Annotated in this window: 19 protein-coding genes; 16 read left to right on the top strand and 3 right to left on the bottom strand. The window is 69.8% G+C overall.

Translation table 11 applies throughout. The features are described from left to right. Positions 1-9: 9 nt before the first annotated feature. From ACFSJG_RS02760 to ACFSJG_RS02750, 3 genes are all read right to left on the bottom strand, one after another. Entirely contained in the window at positions 10-1,947 is a 1,938-nt protein-coding gene (locus ACFSJG_RS02760) for a multicopper oxidase family protein (RefSeq protein WP_378483680.1), read from the bottom strand. Positions 1,948-2,051: 104 nt separating this feature from the next. After that, positions 2,052-2,972: a prolipoprotein diacylglyceryl transferase gene (locus tag ACFSJG_RS02755; RefSeq protein WP_378483679.1), complete on the bottom strand. Its 921-nt coding sequence runs from the start codon at positions 2,970-2,972 to the stop codon at positions 2,052-2,054. Positions 2,973-3,080: 108 nt separating this feature from the next. After that, on the bottom strand, positions 3,081-3,689 hold the full coding sequence (locus ACFSJG_RS02750; protein ID WP_378483678.1) for a TetR/AcrR family transcriptional regulator: 609 nt from the start codon (positions 3,687-3,689) through the stop codon (positions 3,081-3,083). A gap of 126 nt (positions 3,690-3,815) precedes the next feature. Here ACFSJG_RS02750 and ACFSJG_RS02745 point away from each other — a divergent pair, with 126 nt between their 5' ends. The 16 genes from ACFSJG_RS02745 (at position 3,816) to ACFSJG_RS02670 (ending at position 23,956) form a co-directional block, all read left to right on the top strand. Next, the gene (locus tag ACFSJG_RS02745; protein ID WP_378483689.1) at positions 3,816-5,636 is read left to right on the top strand and encodes a multicopper oxidase family protein; all 1,821 of its coding nucleotides are present in this window, start codon (positions 3,816-3,818) and stop codon (positions 5,634-5,636) included. Continuing rightward, a complete protein-coding gene (locus ACFSJG_RS02740) occupies positions 5,633-6,412 on the top strand; it encodes an MlaE family ABC transporter permease (RefSeq protein WP_378483677.1) in 780 nt (259 codons plus the stop codon). Before ACFSJG_RS02745 ends, ACFSJG_RS02740 begins: the two co-directional genes overlap by 4 nt. 33 nt (positions 6,413-6,445) lie before the next feature. After that, positions 6,446-7,300, top strand: a complete 855-nt coding sequence (locus ACFSJG_RS02735) for an MlaE family ABC transporter permease (RefSeq protein ID WP_378483676.1) — start codon at positions 6,446-6,448, stop codon at positions 7,298-7,300. Next, positions 7,297-8,496, top strand: coding sequence for an MCE family protein (locus ACFSJG_RS02730; RefSeq protein WP_378483675.1), 1,200 nt, complete (start codon positions 7,297-7,299; stop codon positions 8,494-8,496). The genes ACFSJG_RS02735 and ACFSJG_RS02730 overlap by 4 nt, the downstream gene beginning before the upstream one ends. After that, positions 8,493-9,506, top strand: coding sequence for an MCE family protein (locus tag ACFSJG_RS02725; protein WP_378483674.1), 1,014 nt, complete (start codon positions 8,493-8,495; stop codon positions 9,504-9,506). The genes ACFSJG_RS02730 and ACFSJG_RS02725 overlap by 4 nt, the downstream gene beginning before the upstream one ends. Further along, positions 9,503-10,558, top strand: coding sequence for an MCE family protein (locus ACFSJG_RS02720; RefSeq protein WP_378483673.1), 1,056 nt, complete (start codon positions 9,503-9,505; stop codon positions 10,556-10,558). Before ACFSJG_RS02725 ends, ACFSJG_RS02720 begins: the two co-directional genes overlap by 4 nt. A gap of 11 nt (positions 10,559-10,569) precedes the next feature. After that, positions 10,570-11,769 (top strand): MCE family protein, encoded by a 1,200-nt coding sequence (locus ACFSJG_RS02715; RefSeq protein WP_378483672.1) that lies wholly within the window; start codon positions 10,570-10,572, stop codon positions 11,767-11,769. Next, entirely contained in the window at positions 11,766-12,902 is a 1,137-nt protein-coding gene (locus ACFSJG_RS02710; protein ID WP_378483671.1) for an MCE family protein, read from the top strand. Before ACFSJG_RS02715 ends, ACFSJG_RS02710 begins: the two co-directional genes overlap by 4 nt. Next, a complete protein-coding gene (locus tag ACFSJG_RS02705; RefSeq protein ID WP_378483670.1) occupies positions 12,899-14,077 on the top strand; it encodes an MCE family protein in 1,179 nt (392 codons plus the stop codon). Before ACFSJG_RS02710 ends, ACFSJG_RS02705 begins: the two co-directional genes overlap by 4 nt. A 161-nt stretch (positions 14,078-14,238) precedes the next feature. After that, entirely contained in the window at positions 14,239-15,384 is a 1,146-nt protein-coding gene (locus ACFSJG_RS02700; RefSeq protein WP_378483669.1) for an alpha/beta hydrolase, read from the top strand. Positions 15,385-15,425: 41 nt separating this feature from the next. Then, positions 15,426-16,718, top strand: a complete 1,293-nt coding sequence (locus ACFSJG_RS02695; protein WP_378483668.1) for an oxygenase MpaB family protein — start codon at positions 15,426-15,428, stop codon at positions 16,716-16,718. Next, positions 16,715-18,016, top strand: coding sequence for a homogentisate 1,2-dioxygenase (gene hmgA, locus ACFSJG_RS02690; protein ID WP_378483667.1), 1,302 nt, complete (start codon positions 16,715-16,717; stop codon positions 18,014-18,016). Before ACFSJG_RS02695 ends, hmgA begins: the two co-directional genes overlap by 4 nt. A 75-nt stretch (positions 18,017-18,091) precedes the next feature. Next, on the top strand, positions 18,092-19,579 hold the full coding sequence (locus tag ACFSJG_RS02685) for an aldehyde dehydrogenase family protein (protein ID WP_378483666.1): 1,488 nt from the start codon (positions 18,092-18,094) through the stop codon (positions 19,577-19,579). 31 nt (positions 19,580-19,610) lie between these two features. Beyond that, positions 19,611-20,693 carry a lipocalin-like domain-containing protein gene (locus ACFSJG_RS02680; RefSeq protein WP_378483665.1) on the top strand — a complete coding sequence of 361 codons (1,083 nt, stop codon included), beginning with the start codon at positions 19,611-19,613 and terminating at the stop codon, positions 20,691-20,693. Positions 20,694-20,757: 64 nt separating this feature from the next. Further along, positions 20,758-22,407, top strand: a complete 1,650-nt coding sequence (gene pgi / locus ACFSJG_RS02675; protein ID WP_378483664.1) for a glucose-6-phosphate isomerase — start codon at positions 20,758-20,760, stop codon at positions 22,405-22,407. 139 nt (positions 22,408-22,546) lie between these two features. Then, positions 22,547-23,956: an Ig-like domain repeat protein gene (locus tag ACFSJG_RS02670; RefSeq protein WP_378483663.1), complete on the top strand. Its 1,410-nt coding sequence runs from the start codon at positions 22,547-22,549 to the stop codon at positions 23,954-23,956. Positions 23,957-24,003: the final 47 nt, after the last annotated feature.

Genomic DNA, 24,003 nt, shown 5'->3' with positions numbered 1-24,003 from the left:
CATGGCCCGTCAGTGATGCCCCGCGTGACCGCCCGCAGCGGGCGGCGGACTCTGGACCGCCGCGGGCGGAACAGCCTCGTGCGAATCTGCGCCGTGCTGACCGGTGTGCCCAGCCGCGTCCGGAGCGCTCGGTACGTCCGTGCCCGACCCATCCGGCGCCACGATGCGCAACCGCTGCATCATCTCGTTGTCCTCGTGGTCGGTGAGGTGGCAGTGCCAGACGTACCCCTGTTGGGTGCTGCCGTCCGGCGCGACGAACGGGGCGTCGGGGTCGAACCCGAGTTCCTCCGCAGTGGGCCAGCGGACCGCGATGCGGGTGATCTGGTTCGGGGGGCAGCGGACGGTGTCCTTCCATCCCGTCTCGTACGGGGCGGGCGGTTGCAGCGGTCCGGTGACGTACTTCTCCGCGGACGGTGTCCACCGGGTGCCGAGCAGCGGCGGCGGGTTCTCCGCGAGGTACCGCACCTTGTCGTAGTCCTGGCGTCCGATCACGCGGAACTGGATGAGATGCAGGTGAATCGAGTGCACCTGGAAGGTGGCGTCGGCGTTGATCAGGTCCCACTGTTCGACGGTGCCCTGGACGGGTTTGTCGAAGTCCTCGTCATGGAAGTTCAGGTTGTTCAGATTCATGTGCAACACACCGAGGAAGGTGAGGTTGTTCGGGTTCGCCGTCACCCCCATCGTGATGGTGCGCGTGATCTCGGGCTTCTCCACGGCAGGTAGTTCCGGGCGCAGTTCGGGACCACGCAGTGTCGCCGGCAGGACGGACGTGCCCTGACCACCGACGCGGAAGCGCATCACGTCCGGAATCATGTGCGCGCCGTTGGCCTGTCCCGCGATCGAGATCTGCATGGCGTTGACGAGGTCGACGGTGGTGCCGCTGGGCACGAGCGAGAAGTCGACGAGGATGTCGTAGCGCTCGGCGGGGGCGATGTCGAACTCGACCACCGACACCGGCCGGTCCAGGAGTCCGCCGTCGCTGCCGATCACGGTGAACGGCATGCGATTCGACAGCGACAGCCGGTAGTCGTTGAGCTGACTGGCGTTGACGATCCGGAACCGGTAAACCCCGCGGTCCACGTCCAGGTACGGCCACGCGACACCGTTGACGACCATCACGTCGCCGCAGAGGCCTCCCGCCCAGTGCCCCTGCTGAACGGTCGGGGTGTTGTCGTAGCGGAGGCGCCCGTCCGGGTAGAACAGCTTGTCGCAGACGATCAGTGGGATCTCGTGGTCGCCCGTCGGCAGTCCGATCGGGTTGTCGGGGCGTCCGGTGTCCCACTCGTCGCGGATCAGGTACGGCGCGGCGAGACCCGCGAACATCGACAGTCGCGTGGTGCCCATCGAATGGTCGTGGTACCAGAGCGTCGTCGCCTCCATGCCGGTGCCGAAGCTCATGTCGACGCTCTGACCGGGTCGGATCGCGACGGTCGGGTACCCGTCGTGCTCCGGCCGGTTGGGGGCGCCGTGCAGGTGCACCACCAGCGGCGGGCTGGTCCGGTCGATCGGCAGCGCGCCGTGCAGGGTGGTGTCGATGTCGGCGGCGAGGACGTGGGTGCGCAGGTCGTTGACGAACGTCATCTCGGACGGCTCGCCCGCGCGGGCCTCGAGCACCGGACCGAGGTGGGTGACACCGCCGAACCCCCAGCTCGGCGCGGGCGGCAGGTCGCGATGGAACCGGTGCAGCGCATACCCGGCGGTGAGCGTCCCGGTCGCGGCCTGCGTGGGCAGGATCGGGAGCGGGTCGACGTAGCGTTCGAGATACGGCGACCGGTACGAGAACACCTGGATACCAGGGATGGACGGTTGGTCGTGGCCGCGCGGCGGAACGAACGGCGGCGGTCCCCCGGTCGGCTGCGCCGAGATCCCGCTGCGCAGCAGCAGCGGCGCAGCGGCGCCCAGCGCGGCGGCACCGAGCAGCCGGCGTCGGCTGATGTGTCCGGGCATGTCACGACTCCCCAAGGTCAGAACGGTCGCCGCACGTTAGCAGACCCTAAGTGCGCGGTCCGCAGGTCGGGGAACCCGCGAACCGCGCACGAGCCGGGAGTTGCCTACATCTGGTCCTGGTAGTGATCACCCTCGGGGAAGTGGCTCTCGTAGGTGCTGATGTTGCCGAGACCCTCGGGAGCCTCGTCGGCGGTCACGTAGGTCTCCAGGTCGCCGGTGTTGTCGGCGTCGGCGGTGTAGACGTCGAAGGCGCCGTCGCCGTCGGTGTCCTCGAGGATCTCGTTGACCATGCCGTCAGCGTCGGTGTCGAGGTGGACGGTGTCGAAGCGGCCGTCGCCGTCGGTGTCGATCAGGTGGGTGTCCGGCCGGCCGTCCCCGACGGTGTCGAGGAGCGTCTCGGTGATCTGCGATCCTTCGATGACGTCCTGGCGCACCGGATTTCCGGTCTCGGGATCGACGAACGTCGCCAGGTCGACCGCGCCGTCGTCGTCCCGGTCCTCCGCGATGCGGACCGTGCCGTCCTCGCGCACTCCGGTCGACGCCTCCTCGTAGGTGCCGTTGCCGTCGACGTCCCGTTCAGTGAGGGTGACGTTGCCGTCGTCGTCGAGGTGGGTGACGGTGTCGACGCCGTCGACGGTCGAGTAGACGACGTCGACGTTCCCGTCCGCGTCGACGTCGCGCGGCGAGTAGTAGGTGGGTGCCGACGCGGCGTCGGCGGGCTCTGCGCCGTCCGCGACCGCGGCCTCACCTCCGGTGGCGGGATCCGTCTCGGCAGCATCGGTGGGCGCCGAGTCGGTCGCCGCGCCCTCCTCGACGGACTCGGACGCGGGCGCGTTCCCCGTGGTCGCGGTCGCGGCGTCCGTACCGTCGGCGAAGCTCGCATCGATCGCGTCCAACTCCTCCTCGTAGCGATCGGTCAGCGCCTCGGACTTCTCCTCCGGCGACAGCGTGGGGTCGGTGGCGATGGCGTCGATGTCGGCTTCGTACTCGGCACGGTCTGCGTCGGTGTACTGGTTGCTGCTCACGGTGTCGTCCTTCGTGTCGGGTGCTTGCCGGGGTTGCGCTCTTCTCGACAGTGAGATGCGCACGACGGCCGAAAGGTTCCCGATTCGCCGAAAGAAAGTTCGCGGAGTTCAGTCGCGGCTGGTGAGCAGGGCGAACACCTGCCGCACCTCGTCGATCGTCGGGTCGGGCAGGTGGCCTCGCGCATGCAGGAAGCCGACGCCTGCGTAGACCAGGACGCCGCTGCGCAGGCGTGCCTCCTCGGCGTCGAAGCCGAGGTCGAGGAGGGTGCTCTGGACGACGTCGAACACCTGGTTGTCCAGTCGGGCAACGGAATCGGCAACCTGCGCATCAGTCCGCGCCCAGTCGCGGACCGCCACCTCGACCGCCCAGCCGCGCTGCGACATCAGTTGCACGGCCATGGCCTCGAGCCGCTGGTCACCCGGAATCGACGTGGTCTCCTTGAGCGCGAGGAGGGTCTCGTTCTGGATCGCGCACCAGCGGTCGGCGACGGCCTTCATGAGGTGGTCGATGTCGGTGAAGTGCCAGTAGAAGCTGCCCTTGGTGACGCCGAGGTCCTCGCAGAGTCGGGTGATCTTCACGCCGGTGACGCCCTCGCGGACCAGCAGGTCGAAGGCGGCCTCGATCCAGTCGTCCACCGAAAGCCGCGAGGATCGCGATCCGGAACCGGATCCACCCGCCGAACGGGCACCCCGGGACGCGGTCCGTCTCGCCGTCATGATCTTCTCCTCGCCTTCGCGAAAGTGACCTTTCCCAGCATCATTTCAGACGCTTGACCGTACCATACGGTGTGGTACGGTCACTGCCCAGACCGAGACGGGGGGTGCACGGTGAGCAAGCAGTTCATGGACCGGCGCACGCTGTTGCGCGCCCTCGGAATCGGCGGCGCCGCGACCGCGGGGATGAGCTGGTCGGCCACCGTGGGATTCGGGGCCGGACAGGGTTTCGCACGCGAGTCCGCGCGCGCCACCCCCATCGACAGCCCCCTCCTGTTCCACTCGCCGCCGATGACGCCGTTCGCCACCGCCGGAGAGAAGCCCGCCGTCGTCTCCGGTACCCGACTGTCTCTCTCGGCGGTCAACGCCCGGCATCGCTTCCACCCGGACCACGCCCCGGCGGACACCTTCGCGTACCACCTCGGCTCGGAGACACCGACCTACTCGGGCCCCACCATCGAGGCCCAGGCCGACGAGACCGTCGAGCTGACGGTGACGAACCGCCTCACCTCGCATCCGTTCTCCCGGGACATCGACACCACCCTGCACGGCGCCGACGAGGCGTACCGAACCACTCCGCCGATCGTGGTCCACCTGCACGGCGGCAAGACGCCCCCCGACAGCGACGGCCACGCCGAGCAACTCGTCCACCAGGGGCAGTCGCTGACGTACCGCTTCCCGAATCGGCAGGAAGCAGGGCAGTTCTGGTACCACGACCACGCCATGGGCATCACCCGTGCGAACGCCTACGCCGGGCTCGCCGGCACGTATCTGCTGCGGGACCGCTTCGACACCGGACGACCCGACAATCCGCTCGGCCTGCCCGCAAATGAGTTCGAGATGCCGTTGATCCTGCAGGAGAAGATCTTCCGCGAGGACGGCCAGATGAACCTGCGCTCCACCCCGGTCGTGCCGGAGGGGTCGTGGGAGGGCGGCGCGGTCGGTGACGTCGGCCTCGTCAACGGGGTCGTGTGGCCCGACATCCCGGTCGCGCGTGGGCTGTACCGGTTCCGGGCACTCAACGCCACCTCGTACAGCGTGTGGAATCTGCACTTCGGCAACCACATGCAGTTCTGGGTGATCGGCAACGACGGCGGCCTGCTCGACGCCCCCGTTCCGACGAACGCGATCCGGATGGCTCCAGGTGAGCGCTACGACCTGCTCGTCGACTTCTCCGGGGTCGACGGCGACGTCATGCTGTGCAACGACGAGGCGCCGCCGTTCCAGGCGGCGATGCTCGGCGCTGTGGCGATGCCGCTGTTCTGCCGGTTCACCGTCGGCTCGGCGCGCGGCTTCACCGGCCCGGTGCCGAGCACGCTGCGCGGCGGCGGGCGCACTCCGAAACCCCTTCCCCCACTGCCCTCTCCGACGGCGGTCCGGACGGTCTCGGTCAGCCAGCCGTACGCCCTGCGCGTACCTCCCGCCTACATGGCGCTCAACAACCTCCGCTACACCGACCCGGACATCGAGATGCCGAAGGCCGGAACCGTCGAACAGTGGAACATCGTCAACGTCACAGACGATCCGCACCCGATCCATCTGCATCTGGTGATGTTCCGCATCCTCGGGAGGCAACCGCTGCGGACCGTCGAACTGCAGGCCACCCACATCCAGCCGCCGCTCGGCGTGAGGTGGACACCCGACCCCGAGCCGTTCCTCGCAGGACCACTGCTGCCGCCCGCACCGTGGGAGGCCGGCTGGAAGGACACGGTGCGCGCGGACCGCGGCACCGTCACCCGGATCCTCGTCCGCTTCCCCACCGCCGACGAGTTGGGCTTCGACCCCGACGCCCTGTTCCCCCGCCCCGCGACTCCCCCCGAGGTGGCCGCCCGGACCGCGCACGGGCATGCCGCCGCGACCACTCCGGACCTGCAGGGCTACATGTGGCACTGTCACATCCTCGACCACGAGGATCACGAGATGATGCTGCGCTACCGGGTGGTCTCGTGAGCGCGCCCGTGGCGCCCGGCGCCGTCCGCGGCGCCGTCTCGACCGTCGGCGAGTTCTACGCACTGGTGGTCGACACCGCGGTCGCGTTGCGGCGCAGGCCGTTCCAGTGGGTCGAGTTCCTCGACCAGTGCTGGGCGACGATTCGGGTGGCGCTGCTCCCGACGATCGTGATGTCGATTCCTTTCACCGTCCTCGTTGTCTTCACGCTGAACTCGCTGCTCGGCGAGATCGGCGCGAGCGACCTGTCGGGTGCGGGCGCCGGGCTCGGGACCATCACGCAGATCGGCCCGCTCGTGACGGTTCTCGTCGTCGCGGGCGCCGCCGCCACCGCGATCACCGCGGATCTGGGGTCGCGGACCATCCGTGAGGAGATCGACGCGATGGAGGTGCTCGGCATCGACCCCGTGCACCGGCTGATCGTGCCGCGCGTCCTCGCCGCGACGGTGATCGCGATGCTGCTCAACGGCGCGGTCTGCGCGATCGGCCTCGTCGGCGGGTTCTTCTTCTCCGTGTACCTGCAGGACGTGAACCCGGGCGCCTACGTCCAGGGACTCACCCTGCTCGTCGGGTTGCCGGAACTCCTTCTCTCCCAGGTGAAGGCAGCGGTCTTCGGTGCGGTCGCCGGACTGATCGCCTGCTACCGGGGACTGTCGGTGACCGGTGGCCCGAAGAGCGTCGGACAGGCCGTCAACGAGACAGTCGTGTTCGCGTTCGTCGCCCTGTTCCTGGTGAACATGCTGCTGACGTCGATCGGGCTGGCACTGAGCGCTCCCTGACGACACCCGAGGGCTCTTCGAGGAGGTGGTTCCATGGCGAGCATCCTGACCGGACGGGCAACGCACCGCGTCAGACGGGGATACCGTTCGGCCCTGAGCGGCGTCGACCGGTTCGGGCATCGCGCACTCTTCTTCGGCACCGCGATCGCCTCCACCGGGAAGGCGCTCCGCCGGTACCGTCCCGAGACACTGCGCGCGATTGCAGAGGTCGGCCTCGGCACCGGCCTGCTCGCCGCGGTCGGTGGCAGCGTCGTCATCATCGGGTTCATCACGCTCTTCGCGGGCGCGACGGTCGCGGTGCAGGGCTACAACTCGCTCGGCGACATCGGAATCGAGGCCCTGACCGGATTCCTGTCCGCCTACTTGAACGTCCGGGTGGTGTGCCCGGTGACGGCGGGTATCGGGCTCGCCGCGACGATCGGCGCGGGCACGACGGCCCAACTCGGAGCGATGCGGATCAGCGAGGAGATCGACGCGCTCGAGGTGATGGCGATCCGGTCCGTCCCCTACCTCGTCGGCACCCGACTGCTCGCCGGGATGGCCACCGTCGTCCCGCTGTACGCGGTCGCGCTGGTGACGTCGTTCGTGGCCAGCCGGCTGACCACGGTCCTGGTCCTCGGTCAGTCCGGCGGGGTGTACGACCACTACTTCTCGACGTTCCTCGTGCCCGCGGACGTGCTGTGGTCGTTCGTGCAGGTGATCGTGATGGCGTTCGTGGTGATGCTCATCCACACGTACTACGGCTATCACGCGACGGGCGGCCCGGCGGGCGTCGGCACCGCCACCGGCCGCGCCGTGCGACTGTCCCTGATCGCGGTGGTGACGGTGACCCTCGCGGTCGCCCTGGCCCTGTACGGCAGCGCCCGCGCCGTGCACCTCGCCGCGTGATCGCCACCAGGCTCGCGGCGTTCGCGCTCGCAGCGTTGCTGGCGGGGCTCGCCGCGGCGACCTACCTGGCGTACGCGGGGCGGCTGAGCGGGACACCGGTGCGGATCGAGGTGCAGGCCGACCGGGCGGGACTGCTGCTGCAGACCGGCTCACTGGTGAAGTACCACGGCGTCGAGGTCGGCCGGGTCGCGGACGTCGTTCAGGAGAACGATCTCGCGGTGATTCACGTGGAACTGTCCGAGGACACCGCCGGTGGCGTCCCCGCCGGAGTGGGCGCGGACATCGCCGCCACCACGGTGTTCGGGTCCAAGCAGGTCACGCTCACAGACTCCGCCACACCCACCACCGGGTCCGCACCCATCGCGGACGGCACCGTGATCCCGGCGACTTCGGTCACCGCCGAGACGAATTCGATTCTCGACCGCCTGCACCGGATCCTGACCGTCGTGCAGCCGGACCGGCTCCAGGCCACCCTCACCGCGACGGCCACCGCGCTGCGCGGTCAAGGTGCCTCCCTCGGGTCCGCGCTCGACGACCTGGATTCGGTGCTCGCCGCGCTCGAACCGACGCTCGGCGCACTCGAAGCCGACCTGCGGTCCGGTGCGCAGGTCGCCGACGCCCTCGGCGACGCGACACCGGACCTTCTCGCCTCGGCTCGATCCCTCACGACCACCGCCGACACCGTGGTCACGCAACAGGACTCGCTGGATGCCCTCCTCGTCGCCGTGACCGGCCTCGCCGACGTCGGCGCGCCCGTACTGTCCGACAACACCGCGGGGCTCACCGCGTCCCTCGAGTTGCTGCGGCCCACGACGGCGCTGCTCGAGGAGTACTCGCCGGGACTGACCTGCTTCATCCAGGGCGCCGACGTCGCGCGGGTGGGCGCCGAGAAGGTCTCCGGCGGCAACGGCCGGACCATGCTGCTCAACAGCACCATCGTGTGGGGCGTCGACGCCTACACGTACCCGGACGATCTGCCCGAGGTCCGCGCCACCGGCGGCCCGCGCTGCGGGGCCCTCCCCCAGGTCACCCTCGACGACGTGCCGACGCCGTACGTGGCGGCGGACACCGGCGCGGACGTCTTCGCGCACAATCGCACCGGACCGACGATCGATCCGGGAACGATGTTCTCGATCCTGATGCCGACGCCACCGGCGGCGGCACCGACGTCACAGCCGCCGGCCGGTGCACGGTGAGGGGCCGTGTGGTCGGGGTCGCACTGTTCGCGACGGTGATGCTGGCGGTGACCGCAGGTCTGGTAGTCGTGTTCGGAGAGTTCCGCTTCCAGCCGACGACCGGCTACCGGGCACTGTTCACGGACGCGTCCGGCCTGCACTCCGGTGACCCCGTCCGCGTCTTCGGGCTCGAGTCCGGCCGCGTCGGCGACGTCTCGCTCACCCCGGAGGGCGCCGCGCTCGTCGAGTTCACGGTGGACACCTCCGCGCTGATCACCGACCAGGCAACCGCTGCCGTCCGCTACCAGAATCTGGTCGGCGACCGGTATCTTGCAGTCGATCCCGGATCGGGTGTGCGTCCGCTCGATGAGGGCGACACCCTCCCCGTCGAACGGACCTCCCCTGCCCTCGATCTCGACGAACTGCTCGGTGGTTTCAAGCCCTTGTTCGGGGTGCTCGCCCCCGAGCAGGTGAACGCCCTGTCGGCCGAGGTGATCGCGCTGCTCCAGGGTCAGGACGGCACCGTCGAATCCGTTCTCGCGCACACCGCCTCGATCACCACCACCCTCGCGGACCGCGACGTGGTGATCGGCCGCGTGATCGACAACCTCGACACCACCGTCGCCGCCCTCGCAGGCCGTCGCGACACCCTCGCCGTCGCACTCGACCGGGCCGCGGACCTGTCCCGCGGTCTGGCGGAGGAACGGCAGACCTGGGGTTCGGCGCTCGACCACATCGACACCGCCGCCGCGGACGTCGCAGCGTTGATGGAGGAGGCGCGGGCCCCGCTGCAGGGCACGGTCACCGAACTCGGCCGCACCGCCGCGCAACTCGACAGCGGTCGCGGCACGCTCGACAGCGTGTTGTCCCGGCTCCCCGAAACCTATGCGGCACTGAGCCGGCTCGGCGTCTACGGCAACTTCTTCAACTACTACCTGTGCGCGATGAAGGTCAAGTACACCGGGCCCGACGGCGCCGACGTCACCACACCGCTGTTCGGGCAGCCCACGGGGAGGTGCGCGCCGCGATGATGGAACGGTACGCGCGCCGCGACGTGTTCCGGCTCGGCGTCATCGGCACGGTGGTCGTGCTCGCGGTCGTCCTCGCGGCGTTGCAGGTGCGATCGCTGCCGATCGTGTCCACGGCCGCCGGGTACCGGGCGCTGTTCCTCGAGACCGGTGGCCTGCAGGTCGGTGCGGCGGTCCGCATCGCCGGCGTCGACGCCGGCCGGGTCACCCGCATCGACATCGACGGCGCCGCGGTCGCGGTGTCGTTCACCGTCGATGCGCCGATACGACTGGGCGAGCGCACCCGAGTCGACATCGCGACCGCAACGGTCCTGGGCGCCCGGAACCTTCGCGTCACACCGGGCGGTGACGGACAGCTTCGGCCCGGGGCCACGATCGGCACCGACTCGACCACGTCGCCCTACCAGTTGACGGAGGCGCTCGGCGAGCTCACCGACCGGTCCGAGCAGATCGACTCCGATCAGCTCGCCGAGTCGATGCGGGTGCTGACGTCCACGTTGCGGCGCGTCCCCGACGACGTACAGGCGGCCGTGGACGGGGTGGGGCGCCTGTCGGCGGCGGTCGCCGAGCGGGACGACTCGCTGCGTGACCTCCTCGGCTCGGCCGAGACGGTGACGGGTCTGCTCGCAGAGCGCAGCGGCCAGATCGACGGCCTGCTCACCGACGCCACGTCGGTACTCGGTGAACTGCAGGACCGCCGAGCCGTGCTCGACGCCCTGTTCGACAACGTCACAGCGCTGTCGCGGCACCTGGAGGGTCTGGTCGCCGACAACGAGCAGCAGATCGCGCCGACCCTCGCATCGCTGCAGTCGGTTCTGGTCGTGCTGCAGTCGAATCGGGACTCGATCGCCTCGGCGATCGAGCGGTTGGGTCCGTACATCACCGAACTCGGGGAGGCGGTCTCGAGCGGCCCGTTCTTCAACTCGTACATCCAGAACCTGATCCCCGGTCAGATCATCGCCCCGTTCGTCCGGGCCGCGCTCGGCATGGGTCCCGCACCGGGCGACAACAGCACCGTCAATCCCCTGTCCGCCCTGAACGGGACGCCCCCATGAGCGGAGAACCGATGAGCGGCACCACCACCGCGAGCCCCGGCCGCCGCATCGGACGCACCTGGCTCGTCATCGGCGTCGCCCTCGCGGTGCTGGTCGCGATCTCCTACGTCCTCGTGCCGCGGGTCACGTCAATCGTCGTGTCGGCCGAGTTCACCAGCACCACCGGCCTGTATCCCGGTGACGACGTCCGCGTCATGGGCGTGACCGTCGGGCGGGTGGAGTCCATCGAGCCGGGCCCGGAGGCGAACGTGGTGCGGATGCGGGTGGAGCGCTCACAGCCGATTCCCGCCGACGCGGACGCGATCATCGTCTCGCAGAGCCTGGTCGCAGCCCGGTTCGTGCAGTTGGCGCCGGCATACACGGGCGGGGACCGCCTGGACGACGGGGCACTGATCCCGCTGTCGCACACCGCGGTCCCCGTCGAGTGGGACCAGATGACGGAACAGTTGGACCGGCTCGCCGCCGCCCTGGGGCCGGAGGGAGGGGAAAACACCGTTCCCCAGGACGGCGCGACAGACGGTCCCGCAGGCGAACTCGTGGACGCTATGGACGCCACCCTCGACGGGCAGGGCGCCGACCTGCACTCCACCCTGATCCAACTGTCCGACGCGATGCGCATCCTGTCCGACGGTCGCACCGACCTGTTCGCCACGGTGCGCAACCTGCAGGTGTTCGTCTCGGCGCTCTCGCGCAGCGATCAGCAGATCGTGGAGTTCAACAACCGGATGGCCACGGTCTCGGACGTGCTCGGCTCCAACACCGACACCATCGGATCGGCGATCACCACCCTGGACGCCGCGGTCGGCGACGTGACGCGCTTCGTCCGGGACAACCGGGACGCGGTCGGCACGACCGGCGAGCAGTTGTCGGACGTGCTCGCGAACCTCGCCGCCCAGCGCGACGGCATCGCGCAGATCCTGCACGTCGCGCCGACCGCGCTCGCGAACATGAGCAACATCTACCAGCCCGCGCAGAACGCCGTCGTCTCCGCGTTGGCTCCCAACAACTTCGCCAATCCCGTCGATTTCATCTGTTCGGCGCTCGCCGCGGCCGAGCAGGTGGACGCGCAGCGCGGCGCCGAACTGTGCGTGCAGTACCTCGGCCCGGTCCTCGCGAACCTCGCGGTGGACTACCTACCGCTGCAGGCGAATCCGACGCGCGGGGTGACCGCACTGCCCGGGCAGGTCGTGCAGAGCGGAGAACCCCGGTGAGGGGCGGCGCGGCCGCGGCACTGCTCGCCGTCGCCGTCGCCGTCTCCGGCTGCGGCTGGCGCGGTGTGGAGTCACTGCCGCTGCCCGCCACGGAGGGACGCGGCGACGACGCGTTCACCGTGACAGTCGAACTGCCCGACGTCTCCACGATCACCCCGAACTCGCGGGTGATGGTCGACGACGTGACCGTCGGATCGGTCACCGACATCGGGCTCGGCCCGGGCCACGCCGTCCTCACCGTCGGACTGAACGGTGACGTCGATCTGCCCGCCAACGCGACCGCGCGGATCGGTCAGACCAGCCTCCTCGGATCGACCCATGTCGAGCTGTCCGCGCCCGCCGACGAACCACCCACCGGCCGGCTCACCGACGGGTCCCGCATCACTCTCGACCGGGCCGGCGCCTACCCCACCACCGAGGAGACCCTGTCGTCGCTGTCGCTGGTGCTCGGCGGCAGCGGTTTGGCACAGGTGGAGGAGATCATGGGTGAACTGAACGCGGCACTCGGTGGCCGCGAGGACACGGTGCGCCGCCTGCTCGCCCGCCTCGACACCATGCTGGCCACCCTCGACGACCAGAAGTCCGACATCACCCGGACCATCGACGGACTGGACGTGCTCGCCGGAGAGGTCGCCGAAGGGCGCGACGACGTGGTCCGCGCGATCAACGGGATCACGCCCGCGCTCGACACCATCGCGACGCGACGCGCCGATCTGGTTCGCGCTCTCGACTCGCTCGGACGTCTCGGCGAGTCGGCGTCCGCGGTGGTGACGAGCACCGGCGACGACCTGACAGCGAACCTGCGTTCCCTGCAACCGGTCCTGGAGGCCCTGGCCGACTCGGGCCCGTCGCTGACCGAGTCGCTGAGGTACCTGCTCACGTACCCGTTCCCGATCGACACGTACCAGAACGCGGTCCGCGGCGACTACGCCAACGGTGAGGTCACCCTCGACCTACGAAACGCCACCCTGGACCGGGCACTGCTCCTCGGGACCCCCTTGCAGGGCAGGCTCGCCGGGCCGGAGGGCGTGGTCGGCGCGCTCGCTCCCGCCACCGCGACGACCACCGAGATCGCTCTGCCCGACCTCGGCCGGATGCTCTTCCCCGCCGTGACTCCGGGAGGAACACCGTGACCCGTTCACTTCGCCTGCGCCTGACGGTGTTCGGGCTCGTGGGGCTGATCGCGGTCGTCTGGGTCGCGGTGCGGTACGCGCAGCTGCCCCAGCAGGCGGGCGTCGGCCGGTACGCGGTGACGCTGGAACTGCCGGACGGTGCGGGCCTGTACCCGCAGGCCAACGTCACCTACCGCGGCACCGAGATCGGCCGGGTCACCGATCTCGACGCCGTCCCCGGTGGCGCCCGCGCCGTCCTCTCGCTCGACTCCGACGTCCCGGTGCCCGCCGACGTGGACGCGGAGGCGCACAGCATGTCGGCGATCGGCGAGCAGTTCGTCGACCTGATCCCCTCCTCGGCGGGCGAACCGTACCTGGTGGAGGGATCGGTGATCCCGCGCGACCGGACGTCGGTGCCGCAGCGCGTCGGGCCCACCCTCGACCGGTTGTACGCGGCGCTGTCGTCGGTGGACCCGGAAGCACTCCGGCGGGTGCTCGACGAATCCTTCACCGCGGTGGACGGTTCCGGGCCCACCCTCGCCGACCTCGTGACCTCGACCGGCGATCTGGCCGAGGCCGCCGCGGCAGACCGCGATCCGCTCGCGGCGCTGGTGACCGATGCCGTGCCCGTCCTCGACCCGCTCGCGGCGAGCAGCGACACGATCCGGTCGTGGGCGTCGTCGCTGGCGACCGTGACCGGCGAGGTCGCGTCCGTGGACCCGGCGCTGCGGTCGCTGCTGGCAGGCGGCGCGCCCGCGGCGGACGAGACCCGCGCGCTGATCGAGCGACTGCGCCCGACCCTGCCGGTGCTGCTCGCGAACCTGACGAGCGTCGCGCAGGTCGCGCAGGTGTACAACCCGGCGATCGAGCAGCTGCTGGTGCTGTATCCGCCGATACTCGCGTCCACCCAGAGCGCGGGCCTGGTGAACGCCGACGACCCGGGCCAGAACACCTTCTTTCTCGCGCAGCTCAACGATCCCCCGCCGTGCACGACGGGCTTCCTGCCCGCGGCGGAGCGGCGCCCGCCGACCGAGATGGACACGGTCCCTACACCACCAGGGCTGTACTGCAGTGTCGCGCCGGAGGATCCGAGGTCCGTTCGGGGCTCGCGCAACCTTCCGTGCCTCGAATACCCGGGCCTGCGCGCGGCGACGGTGCAGATGTGCCGGGAGGCGGCAGGCGCCGAACCTCGCTGACGCGCCTGTGAGTGATCTTCACCCCGGTGAGGGTGAGAATCGCGCACATCGGCGGAGCCGCGGGAATCGTGAAAACCTATCTCCATACCATCGAGTACGGTACGGTTTGCTTGTCAGCGCGCCGCCCACCGTGTTCTACCGTCCTTCCGGAAGGTGTGACCGTGATCGTCGACCAGTTCCAGCGCATCCCGTACGAGCCCGCTCGCGACGGCCGTGTCGAGATGCATTCCGGCCTGTCCCGCCACTACCCCACGCTGCACGCGAACCTCGTCGGTCCCCGCGACGGCGACCGCTCGGTCGGGGTCGTGATGATGCACCCGGCGTCGGACTTCCTGTCCCACTTCCTGCTTCGCGGGTTCGCCGAGGCCGGGATTCCCGCGATGGGCGTCAACACGCGCTACACGTCCAACGAGCCGGCACTGATCATGGAACGCGCCGCCCTCGACGTCGCCGCGGCCGTGCGCTGGATGAAGGACCGGCTCGGTTTCGAGCGCGTCATTCTGCTCGGGTTCAGCGGCGGCGGATCCCTGGCCGCGTTCTACCAGGACATGGCCGAGAACCGCGGCGTCACCCACACCCCCGCCGGGGACCCCACCGGGTTCGCCGACGCGGACCTGCCCCCGGCCGACGCGCTGATGCTGATCGGTGCCCATCCCGGCCGGGCGAACGTCCTGCGGCACTGGATCGACCCCTCCCCGCTCGACGAATCCGAGCCGGACCGTCTCGACGCCCGCCTCGACCTGTACGCGCCGGGCCGCACGACACCGCTGGACCGCGACTGGGTGCTCGAGTACCGGCAGGCGCAGCTGGACAGGATGCGGCGCATCGACGCGTTCGCACTGGAGCGACTCGACGAACTGAACCGCACCGGCGACTCGGACCACGGCTTCGTCGTCCACCGCACCGTCGCGGACCCGCGGTTCGTCGACGTCACCCTGGACCCGAGCGATCGCAAGCCGGGCAGCATGTACGGCGACCCGGCCCGCGCCAACACCGCCGCAGGCGGGCTCGCCCGGTTCGTCACCGTCCGTAGTTGGCTGAGCACCTGGAGCATCGACCACACCAACGCCGACGCCCTGCGCAACCTCCCCGGCGTCACCTGCCCGACGCTGGTGATGCCGTTGCTCGGGGACCAGGCGGCGTTCGCATCCGAGTCCCGCGCCATGCACGCCGCCCTCACCAACGCGCCCGCGACCCTCGTCGAGGTGCCCGAGCTGAACCACTATCTCGTCGACCAGCCGCACGGCGTCTCGCACGTCACCGGAGAGGTCCGCACCTGGCTGGCGGGCCACGCGCTCGCCGCGTGACCCGACCGATCCTCATCGACCATCCTGGGGGAGAACACATCATGGCCATCCAGCCCACCACCGACCCGGACGGTGCGGTGCCCGTCGACCCGACCGGCGACCGGCACTGCCCGACGGGGTTCCGGTACTGGGAGACCCGGGAGCAGCCCCGTGTCCGGCGCGCCGAACGGCTGCTGCGCCGCACCCTGCGCACGGAACTGTTCCCACCGGACGACGTCGCGGAACGCTTCTGCGAGAGCCTCTTCCACGGCGATCCGCTCGCAGAGGACTTCGTCGACGAGGTGTACAAGAGCGACCCGAAGACCGGCCGCGCACTCCTCGACCGGGCACTGACCCAGGGTCTCGGCTCGATCGAGGATCCGGCGCCGAGCATGCAGGCCCTGTTCGACGAGTTCGAGACCGTCCCGGACTGGGTGAACCCGGAACTCGTCGAACGCGGAGCCTCGGTGTGGCGACGGTGGGGCACGATGCTGTTCGCGGTCGCGGGCGGCATCACCCTGGAGATGTACACGGAGGCCGCGGTCGCGACGCCGCTGTCGCTGGCGGGCGGCTACGCCGGCGACAACGCTCTGCGCCGGTACCTCGAGACCTCCCGATTCTGGATCGACGTCTCCGAGCCGGGTGCGCTGCTCACTCCCGGGTCCGCCGGCCGCGCGACCGCCATGCGGGTGCGGGTGATGCACGTGGCGGTGCGCCGCAAGGTCGACGGGCACCCCGAGTGGGACACCCCGCGGTGGGGGTACCCGATCAGCCAGGGCTACCAGATGCTCACCCTGCTCGGCGGCAGCACCGTCCCTGCACTGGCACTGCGGCTCGTCGGCATCCACACCAGTCGCTCGGACATGAACGCGCTGCTGCACTTCCAGAAGTACATGGGCTACCTCCTGGGCGTGGACATCTCCCTGTTCCCGGAGACCATCGCCGACTCGATGCGGCTGAACGCCATGGTGGTGTGTTCCCGCAGTTACGACGCGGGCGACCCCGGCCGTGAGCTGATCGAGTCGTTCCCCGCCGCCTTCGCACCCCGACCCGACCAACGTGGCCTCGAACGGCTGCGCGCCCGGTACACGCACGCCATGTACGCCGCCTACACCACGCTGTTCATGAGCCCGGCGACCCGCGCCAAGCACGACATGCCGTCGCCGTTCCCCGGCATCCTGCTGGTGATCGCGCGGTGGCCGCTACTGACGGTCGCGGAGTACGCGCGCCGTCTCTCACCGAGGGTCAACCGGCTGTGGGAGCGGATCACCACCCGGCATCGGGAGAGCTGGTACCGCGCCCAGATGGCAGGCAGGCAGGCCGAATTCGACGCGCACGGAGGGCTGCGCCGATGACCGCCACGACCGGGCTCGAGTACCTGCACGGCTTCGGCAACGAGCACCATAGCGAAGCGGTCCCGGGCACCCTGCCGTGGGGCCAGAACGGACCGCAGCGCGCGCCGCACGGCCTGTACGCCGAGCAACTCTCCGCGACGGCGTTCACCGAGTCCCGCGTGCACAACCGGCGCACCTGGGTGTACCGGATCCTGCCGTCGGCACGGCACGGCGCGTTCCGGCGCATCGACGACGGGCACCTGCGGTCCGCTCCGCTCACCGACGGTGTCCTCGACGTCAACCGGTTGCGGTGGAACCCGATGCCGGACCCCGCGCCCGGCACCGACTTCCTCGACGGCCTCTACACTCTCGCCGCCAACGGCGACGTCGTCGAACAGTCGGGCATCGCGATTCACACCTACCACTGCAACCTGTCGATGGACTCGCGCTACTTCTTCGACCTCGACGGTGAACTGCTGATCGTCCCGCAGTCGGGGACGCTCCGAATCCACAGCGAGGTCGGGATCCTCGACGTCGCACCCGGCGAGATCGCGGTCGTCGGCCGGGCCATCGGCTTCCGCGTCGCGGTGCCGGACGGCACCGCCCGCGGCTACGTCCTGGAGAACTACGGCGCCTACCTCGCCCTGCCGGAACTCGGGCCGATCGGGGCCAACGGTCTCGCACACCCGCGCGACTTCGTGTATCCCGTTGCCGCGTACGAGGACCGGGACGAGACCGTCGAGGTGGTCCGCAAGTTCGGCGGCCACCTGTGGGCGACGGAACTGGACCACTCGCCGCTCGACGTCGTCGCCTGGCACGGAACCCACGGTGTGTACAAGTACGACACCGCACGGTTCCACGTGATGAGTTCGGTGACCTGGGACCACCCCGACCCGTCGATCTTCACGCTGCTGAGCTCGCCGTCGGAGCGGCCCGGCGTCGCGAACGTCGACGTCGTGGTGTTCCCGCCGCGCTGGAACGTCATCGAACACTCCTTCCGCCCACCGTATTTCCACCGCAACACGATGACCGAGTTCATGGGCCTGGTCACCGGCGTGCACGACGCGAAGGCGGAAGGATTCGTCCCCGGCGGAGCGAGCCTGCACAACATGTGGGCGCCGCACGGACCCGACGCCGAGACGTACGAGCTCGCGGTCGCGGCGGATCTGAAGCCCCAGAAGCTGGACGGGTCGCTGCCGTTCATGTTCGAGACGCGCCGACCGTTGCACGTCACCGACTTCGCGCACGCGTCCGATCACCGGCAGTCCGACTACGACTCCTCCTGGCGTGACCTGCGCCGGCACTTCCGTGTCCCCTGACAGACCGAACACCCTGCACCACAGCTCGTCTCGCACTCCCGACACCACCGCTCGACCCGACCGAGAGGACTGCCGATGACCACCACCGTGCGCAACACCCCTGAGTTCACCCTGCCCGCTCCGGCGCACCGGATCGGCGGCCTCGTCACCGCGGGCGCAGGCGCCGAGACGTTCACCTCCACCGACCCGACCACCGGCGAGGTCGTCGCCGAGCTGGCCGCGGGCTCCGCGCATGACGTCGACGACGCGGTCGCCGCCGCCCGCGCACAGTTCGAGGACGGCGAGTGGTCGCGTCTGCCCGCGGCCGAGCGCGGCAAGATCCTGAACCGCGCCGCCGACCTCATCGAGCGGGACGCCGAAACACTCGCCGCACTCGAGGCCGTCGAGATGGGCAAGCTCTACAAGGATTCCGTCGCCGGCGACATCCCCGCCACCGCCGCGGTGTTCCGGCACTTCGCCGGCTGGTCGGACAAGCTGACGGGGCAGTCCGCGTCCCTGTGCGACATCGGCCCGCAGAAGCGGTTCGGTTTCACCATGCGTCAGCCGCTCGGTGTCGTCGCGGCGATCACGCCGTGGAACAACCCCGCCGTCATCGCCGCCTGGAAGCTCGCGCCCGCGCTCGCCGCGGGCAATACCGCGGTCGTCAAGCCGGCCGAGGACGCCTCCCTGTCCACGCTGCATCTCGTGGACCTGCTCGGTGAGGCCGGACTCCCGGACGGTGTGGTCAACGTCGTCACCGGCCTCGGCTCCGTCGCGGGTGCGGCGTTGGCCGGACACGGCGGCGTCGACAAGGTCTCGTTCACCGGCAGCCCGGCCGTCGGCCGCGGCATCCAGAGCTACGCGGGCAGCACCTTCCGCAAGGTGACGCTCGAACTCGGTGGCAAGTCGCCGCAGCTGATCTTCCCGGACGCCAACCTGGAGGAGGCGATGCCGTGGATCGCGATGGGCAACTTCTACCACCAGGGCCAGGTGTGCGCCGCGGGCACGCGGGTCATCGTGCACGAGTCCATCGCGAACGAGGTCGTCGACGGCCTCGTCGCCTTCGCCGAGCAGGCTGTCATCGGCGATCCCTTCGACGAGGCCAGCACGATGGGCACGATCGTCAACCAGAAGCAGTTGGACCGGGTGATGGGGTACATCGAGAAGGGCCGCGCCGAGGGCGCCGACCTCGTCACCGGCGGCAACCGTCTCGACGGACCCGGACTCTTCGTGCAGCCCACCGTCTTCCGCGGCCACAACGGCCTCACCATCGCCCGCGAGGAGATCTTCGGCCCCGTCGCGACGGTGATGACCTTCAAGACCGCCGAGGAAGCGGTGACCCTCGCGAACGCCACCGAGTTCGGCCTCAACGCGATGATCTACTCCTCCGACATCTCCCGCATCCACTCCGTCGTCGAGAAGCTGCGCGTCGGCATGGTGTGGGTGAACGGCTGGGGTGTGCCCGACCCGGCGCTCCCCTGGGGTGGTCGCGGTGGCAGCGGCATCGGCCGCGAGCTCGGTAAGTCCGGCATCGAGGCCGACACCGAGGAGAAGACCGTCCACATCGGCTACACGGGGTTGTGAGCAGATGACCGTCACCGAGAGGAACACCCCCATGTCCCCCAGCGCGGGAACGGATCTGGAGATCACCGAGGCCTGGAACGGCATCGATGGCGAGGACGACGTCCTCACCACCGTGCTGCCCCGGCACAACGCGGCACATCCGGTGCCGCGAAACCTGGCGTTCGAGCACTGGTACTTCGACGCCACCCTGGCCGACGGGCGCACCGTCATCGCTTTCCTCAACATGCGGCGCCCCGAGGAACCGGCGCTCGTGGCCCGGCCGAACGTCGAGATCCTCGTCTACCAGCCGGACGGCACCCGAAGGCAGGTGCGCAGGCGGTACCCGCGGTCGCAGGCGAGCGCGTCGATCCGCAAGTGCGACGTACGGATCGGCGGCAACCATGCACACGCCGAGTTCCCCGACGGCGGCCTACCGGTGCACCGCGTGTACGTCTCCGAGGACGGCATCACCCTCGACCTGACGTTCGTCAACGAGCTGCCCAGTTGGATGCCGGGTGGCGGCGAGACCCGCTTCGGCAACACCGAGGTGTTCGGCTGGTGCGTGGGCGCGCCCCGCGCCACGGTGACGGGCAGCGTCACCGTCGACGGCGTCCGCACCGACGTCACCGGCCGCGGCTACGCCGATCACAACTGGGGCTTCGGCGACATGACGAAGGTGATCGACCACTGGCACTGGGGTCGCCTGTACGACGACGACTACTCGCTACTGTTCGCCTCCGTTCTCACCCAGGAGGAGCAGGGACGGCACCGCAGCCAGCCACTGATGCTCGCGTATCAGGGCGAGGTCGTCATGAGCACCGGCAAGGTCGTGCTCACCGAGGGGCCGCCCGTCTTCGACGAGCGAGCCGGACGCACCCGGCCGGAATGGCTGACGATCGAGGTTCCCGACCGGCTGTCCCTGCGGCTGGACGTCGAGGACGTGGTGCACGCGCACGACTTGCTCGACGACGTCCCGGTGGCCCGGACCCGGCTGGTCCGGCCACTCGCGCACCGGTTCGTCGGTCATCCCGGCTACTTCCGATTCCTGTCGTCGTTCGAGCTGTCGGTCGTCCGCGACGGGACCACCGACGTGCGCCGCGGCCGGACCCTCCACGAGCTGGTCGCACTCAACTGAACGCTCGATCGAATCCGTACCCGGCACTCCAGCGGTCGTGGTCCGCTGCGATTAGGGTCGAGGCATGAGCTTCGACATCACCACGACCTCCGCCTGGCAGAAGCTGCGCGCCCACCACGACGTGGTGGGCGCGCGGCACCTGCGAGAGCTGTTCGCCGAGGACCCGGCGCGTGGACACGAGCTCACCGTCACCGCCGGTGACCTGTACGTCGACTACAGCAAGCACCGCGTGGACCAGGAGACGATGCGGCTCCTGGTCGAGGTGGCGCGGGTGGCGGGTGTCGAGGAGCGTCGGGACGCGATGCTGCGCGGCGAACACGTCAACACGTCCGAGGACCGCGCGGTCCTGCACACCGCACTGCGGCTCCCCCGGGACGCGAGCCTGATCGTGGACGGCCAGGACGTCGTCGCCGACGTGCACGCGGTGCTCGACCAGATGGGCGCCTTCACGGACCGACTCCGGTCCGGCGAGTGGCGAGGTGCCACCGGCGAACGGATCACCACCGTCCTCAACATCGGTATCGGCGGCTCCGATCTCGGCCCGGTCATGGCCTTCCGGGCCCTGCGGCACTACGTCGACAGCGGGATCACCGCCCGGTTCGTCTCGAACGTCGACCCGGCCGACCTGGTCGGCAAGCTCGCCGGTCTCGACCCGGCGACGACGCTGTTCATCGTCGCGTCGAAGACGTTCTCCACGCTGGAGACCCTCACCAACGCCACCGCCGCGCGGCGCTGGCTCGTCGACGCGCTCGGCGAGGACGCCGTCGCGAAGCACTTCGTCGCCGTGTCCACCAATGAGGAGCGGGTCGCCGCGTTCGGTATCGACACCGCGCACATGTTCGGGTTCTGGGACTGGGTCGGCGGCCGCTACTCCGTCGACTCCGCGATCGGACTGTCGCTGATGTGCGTGATCGGCCGGGAGGCGTTCGGCGAGTTCCTCTCCGGGTTCCACACCGTGGACCGGCACTTCGCGGAGCAGCCGCTCGAATCGAACGCTCCGGTCCTGCTCGGCATGATCGGTCTGTGGTACTCGAGCTTCTTCGACTCGGATTCCCGTGCGGTGCTGCCATATTCGAACGACCTCGGCCGGTTCGCCGCCTACCTGCAGCAGTTGACGATGGAGTCCAACGGCAAATCGGTCCGCGCGGACGGCAGCCCCGTCACCACTCCGACGGGCGAGATCTTCTGGGGCGAGCCGGGCACCAACGGCCAGCACGCCTTCTACCAACTGCTCCACCAGGGCACCCGGCTCGTGCCCGCCGACTTCATCGGGTTCGCCGAACCCACCGACGACCTCGCGACGATCGACGGCGCCGGCTCGATGCACGACATCCTGATGAGCAACCTGTTCGCGCAGACCAAGGTCCTCGCGTTCGGCAAGACCGCCGAGGAGATCGCCGCCGAGGGCACGGCTCCGGAACTGGTGTCGCACAAGGTGATGCCGGGCAACAGGCCGACCACGACGATCCTGGCACCGAAGATCACCCCGTCGGTACTCGGCCAGCTGATCGCGCTCTACGAGCACCAGGTGTTCGTGGAGGGAGTCGTGTTCGGGATCGACTCGTTCGACCAGTGGGGTGTCGAACTCGGGAAGGTGCAGGCACTCGAGCTCGAGCCCGCGCTCACCGATCCGGAACCGCCTGCGCAGCTCGGCGATTCGTCCACCGACGCTCTCGTCAGGTGGTACCGCGGCCATCGGGGCCGCGCAGTCTGAGCTCGGGCTCGACCCTTTATCGAACGGGTCTGGCAAATCGCCCGCGACCAGGGCGGTCGATGCCGTACCGTACCCGAGGTAGCACTGATCTGGACATTTGTCCAGCTAACGACCCGGGTACCCGAGGAGGAGTTCGACAGTGTCGAGGAACAGCAACTTACGACGGCTCGCGGCCGGCACGGGCACGGCGATCATGGCCGTGGGATTCGCCGCAGCATTCGGCGTCACCGAAGCGACCGCCGCGCCGGTGTCCCAGTCCGCGAACTCCGGCCAGTGGACGTTCAACCGGACGATCAGCAACGGCACCCCTGCCCCGGGCGAGACGATCACCGTCACCAACAACATCCGATGGAACGGCGGCCTCGCCCCGACCATCAGCGCGCTCAAGGACATCCACCCCGCCTGCCTGGCCTACGTCCCCGACTCGTCGCGGGTCAACGGGAACGGTGTCGGAACCACCAACCCCGACGCGACCACGGTGAGCATGAACGGCTCCTGGATCCGCAGCGCCGTCGACCGCAACATCAGCTACTCGGTCCAGTACATCGTCGGCGCGGACTGCGCCCGTGACACCGCCCTGACCACCGGCGCCGGAGTGAACGCCAACCAGGGTCTCGGCTCCACCAATACCAACACCGGCCCCAACGTGTCGGTGACCAAGGACGCCACCCAGACCACCCTCGGCGTCAACCCCGCACCCCAGGCGAACCGCGCCAGCACGCTGACGGCGACGGTCCCCGTCGCCGCGACCGGTGTGGTCGAGTTCGCGAACAACGGCACCGTCCTCGGCACCGGCAACGTGTCGAACGGCACCGCCGTCTACTCGTGGACGCCCGCGGCCGGCGAGGGCGGAGCGACGTTCGCGATCACGGCCAAGTACCTCGGGGATTCCGTTCGCGCAGCCTCGGTCTCGGCCGCCCAGACCGGAATCATCGCCGCCGCACCGGCTCCGCCCGCCGCGCCGACGGGCGTCACGGTCACCCCGACCTCCGTCATCGCGGGCAACTGGGTGTCCGTCGCAGGTAACGCGGAACCGGGCTCGAGCGTCAAGGTCACCGCGGGCGACAAGACCTGCACGGCGACCGCCGGCCCGACCGGAGACTTTCACTGCAACGTCATCACCACCACGACCGGCACGCTGACCGTGACCGCCGTAGCGACCAACGCCGTCGGGTCGTCTCCCGCCTCGGCGCCGGTGACCGTGACGGTCACCGCACCGCCGGTCGGCAACGCGAGCATCGTCATCGATCCCGCCAGCCCGACGGCAGGCTCCCCGACGACCGTCGCAGTCGTCGGAGCGGACGCGAACTCGCACGTCGTCCTCAAGAACGGCGCCGACACCCTCTGCACCGCGAACGCCGACGCCAGCGGCACGGCCACGTGCACCTGGACGCCGACCGAGGGCACGCACACGCTGACCGCCGAGGTGACCTCGGGCGGCAACCCGATCACCCTCACCAAGGTCGTCGGAGTGGGCGCACCGCCCGTCGATCCGGGTGACCCGGGCGACGGGAACAGCTCCGCTGCAGGACTCTTCGGGTCCAGCTAGACGCCACCACTGAAGCACCGGCCCCTGTCGACCCATGTCGGCGGGGG

Source organism: Rhodococcus gannanensis (assembly GCF_042681175.1).
Taxonomy (GTDB): Bacteria; Actinomycetota; Actinomycetes; order Mycobacteriales; family Mycobacteriaceae; genus Rhodococcus_G; species Rhodococcus_G gannanensis.
This window is presented reverse-complemented; position numbering and strand designations above follow the sequence as displayed.

What these genes read in the sequence shown, in the direction of transcription:
- ACFSJG_RS02760 (WP_378483680.1), bottom strand. Translation starts at nt 1,947, where the DNA reads ATGCCCGGACACATCAGCCGACGCCGGCTGCTCGGTGCCGCCGCGCTG.
- ACFSJG_RS02715 (WP_378483672.1), top strand. Translation starts at nt 10,570, where the DNA reads ATGAGCGGCACCACCACCGCGAGCCCCGGCCGCCGCATCGGACGCACC.
- ACFSJG_RS02695 (WP_378483668.1), top strand. Translation starts at nt 15,426, where the DNA reads ATGGCCATCCAGCCCACCACCGACCCGGACGGTGCGGTGCCCGTCGAC.
- ACFSJG_RS02750 (WP_378483678.1), bottom strand. Translation starts at nt 3,689, where the DNA reads ATGACGGCGAGACGGACCGCGTCCCGGGGTGCCCGTTCGGCGGGTGGA.
- ACFSJG_RS02745 (WP_378483689.1), top strand. Translation starts at nt 3,816, where the DNA reads ATGGACCGGCGCACGCTGTTGCGCGCCCTCGGAATCGGCGGCGCCGCG.
- pgi (WP_378483664.1), top strand. Translation starts at nt 20,758, where the DNA reads ATGAGCTTCGACATCACCACGACCTCCGCCTGGCAGAAGCTGCGCGCC.
- hmgA (WP_378483667.1), top strand. Translation starts at nt 16,715, where the DNA reads ATGACCGCCACGACCGGGCTCGAGTACCTGCACGGCTTCGGCAACGAG.
- ACFSJG_RS02680 (WP_378483665.1), top strand. Translation starts at nt 19,611, where the DNA reads ATGTCCCCCAGCGCGGGAACGGATCTGGAGATCACCGAGGCCTGGAAC.
- ACFSJG_RS02720 (WP_378483673.1), top strand. Translation starts at nt 9,503, where the DNA reads ATGATGGAACGGTACGCGCGCCGCGACGTGTTCCGGCTCGGCGTCATC.
- ACFSJG_RS02685 (WP_378483666.1), top strand. Translation starts at nt 18,092, where the DNA reads ATGACCACCACCGTGCGCAACACCCCTGAGTTCACCCTGCCCGCTCCG.
- ACFSJG_RS02735 (WP_378483676.1), top strand. Translation starts at nt 6,446, where the DNA reads ATGGCGAGCATCCTGACCGGACGGGCAACGCACCGCGTCAGACGGGGA.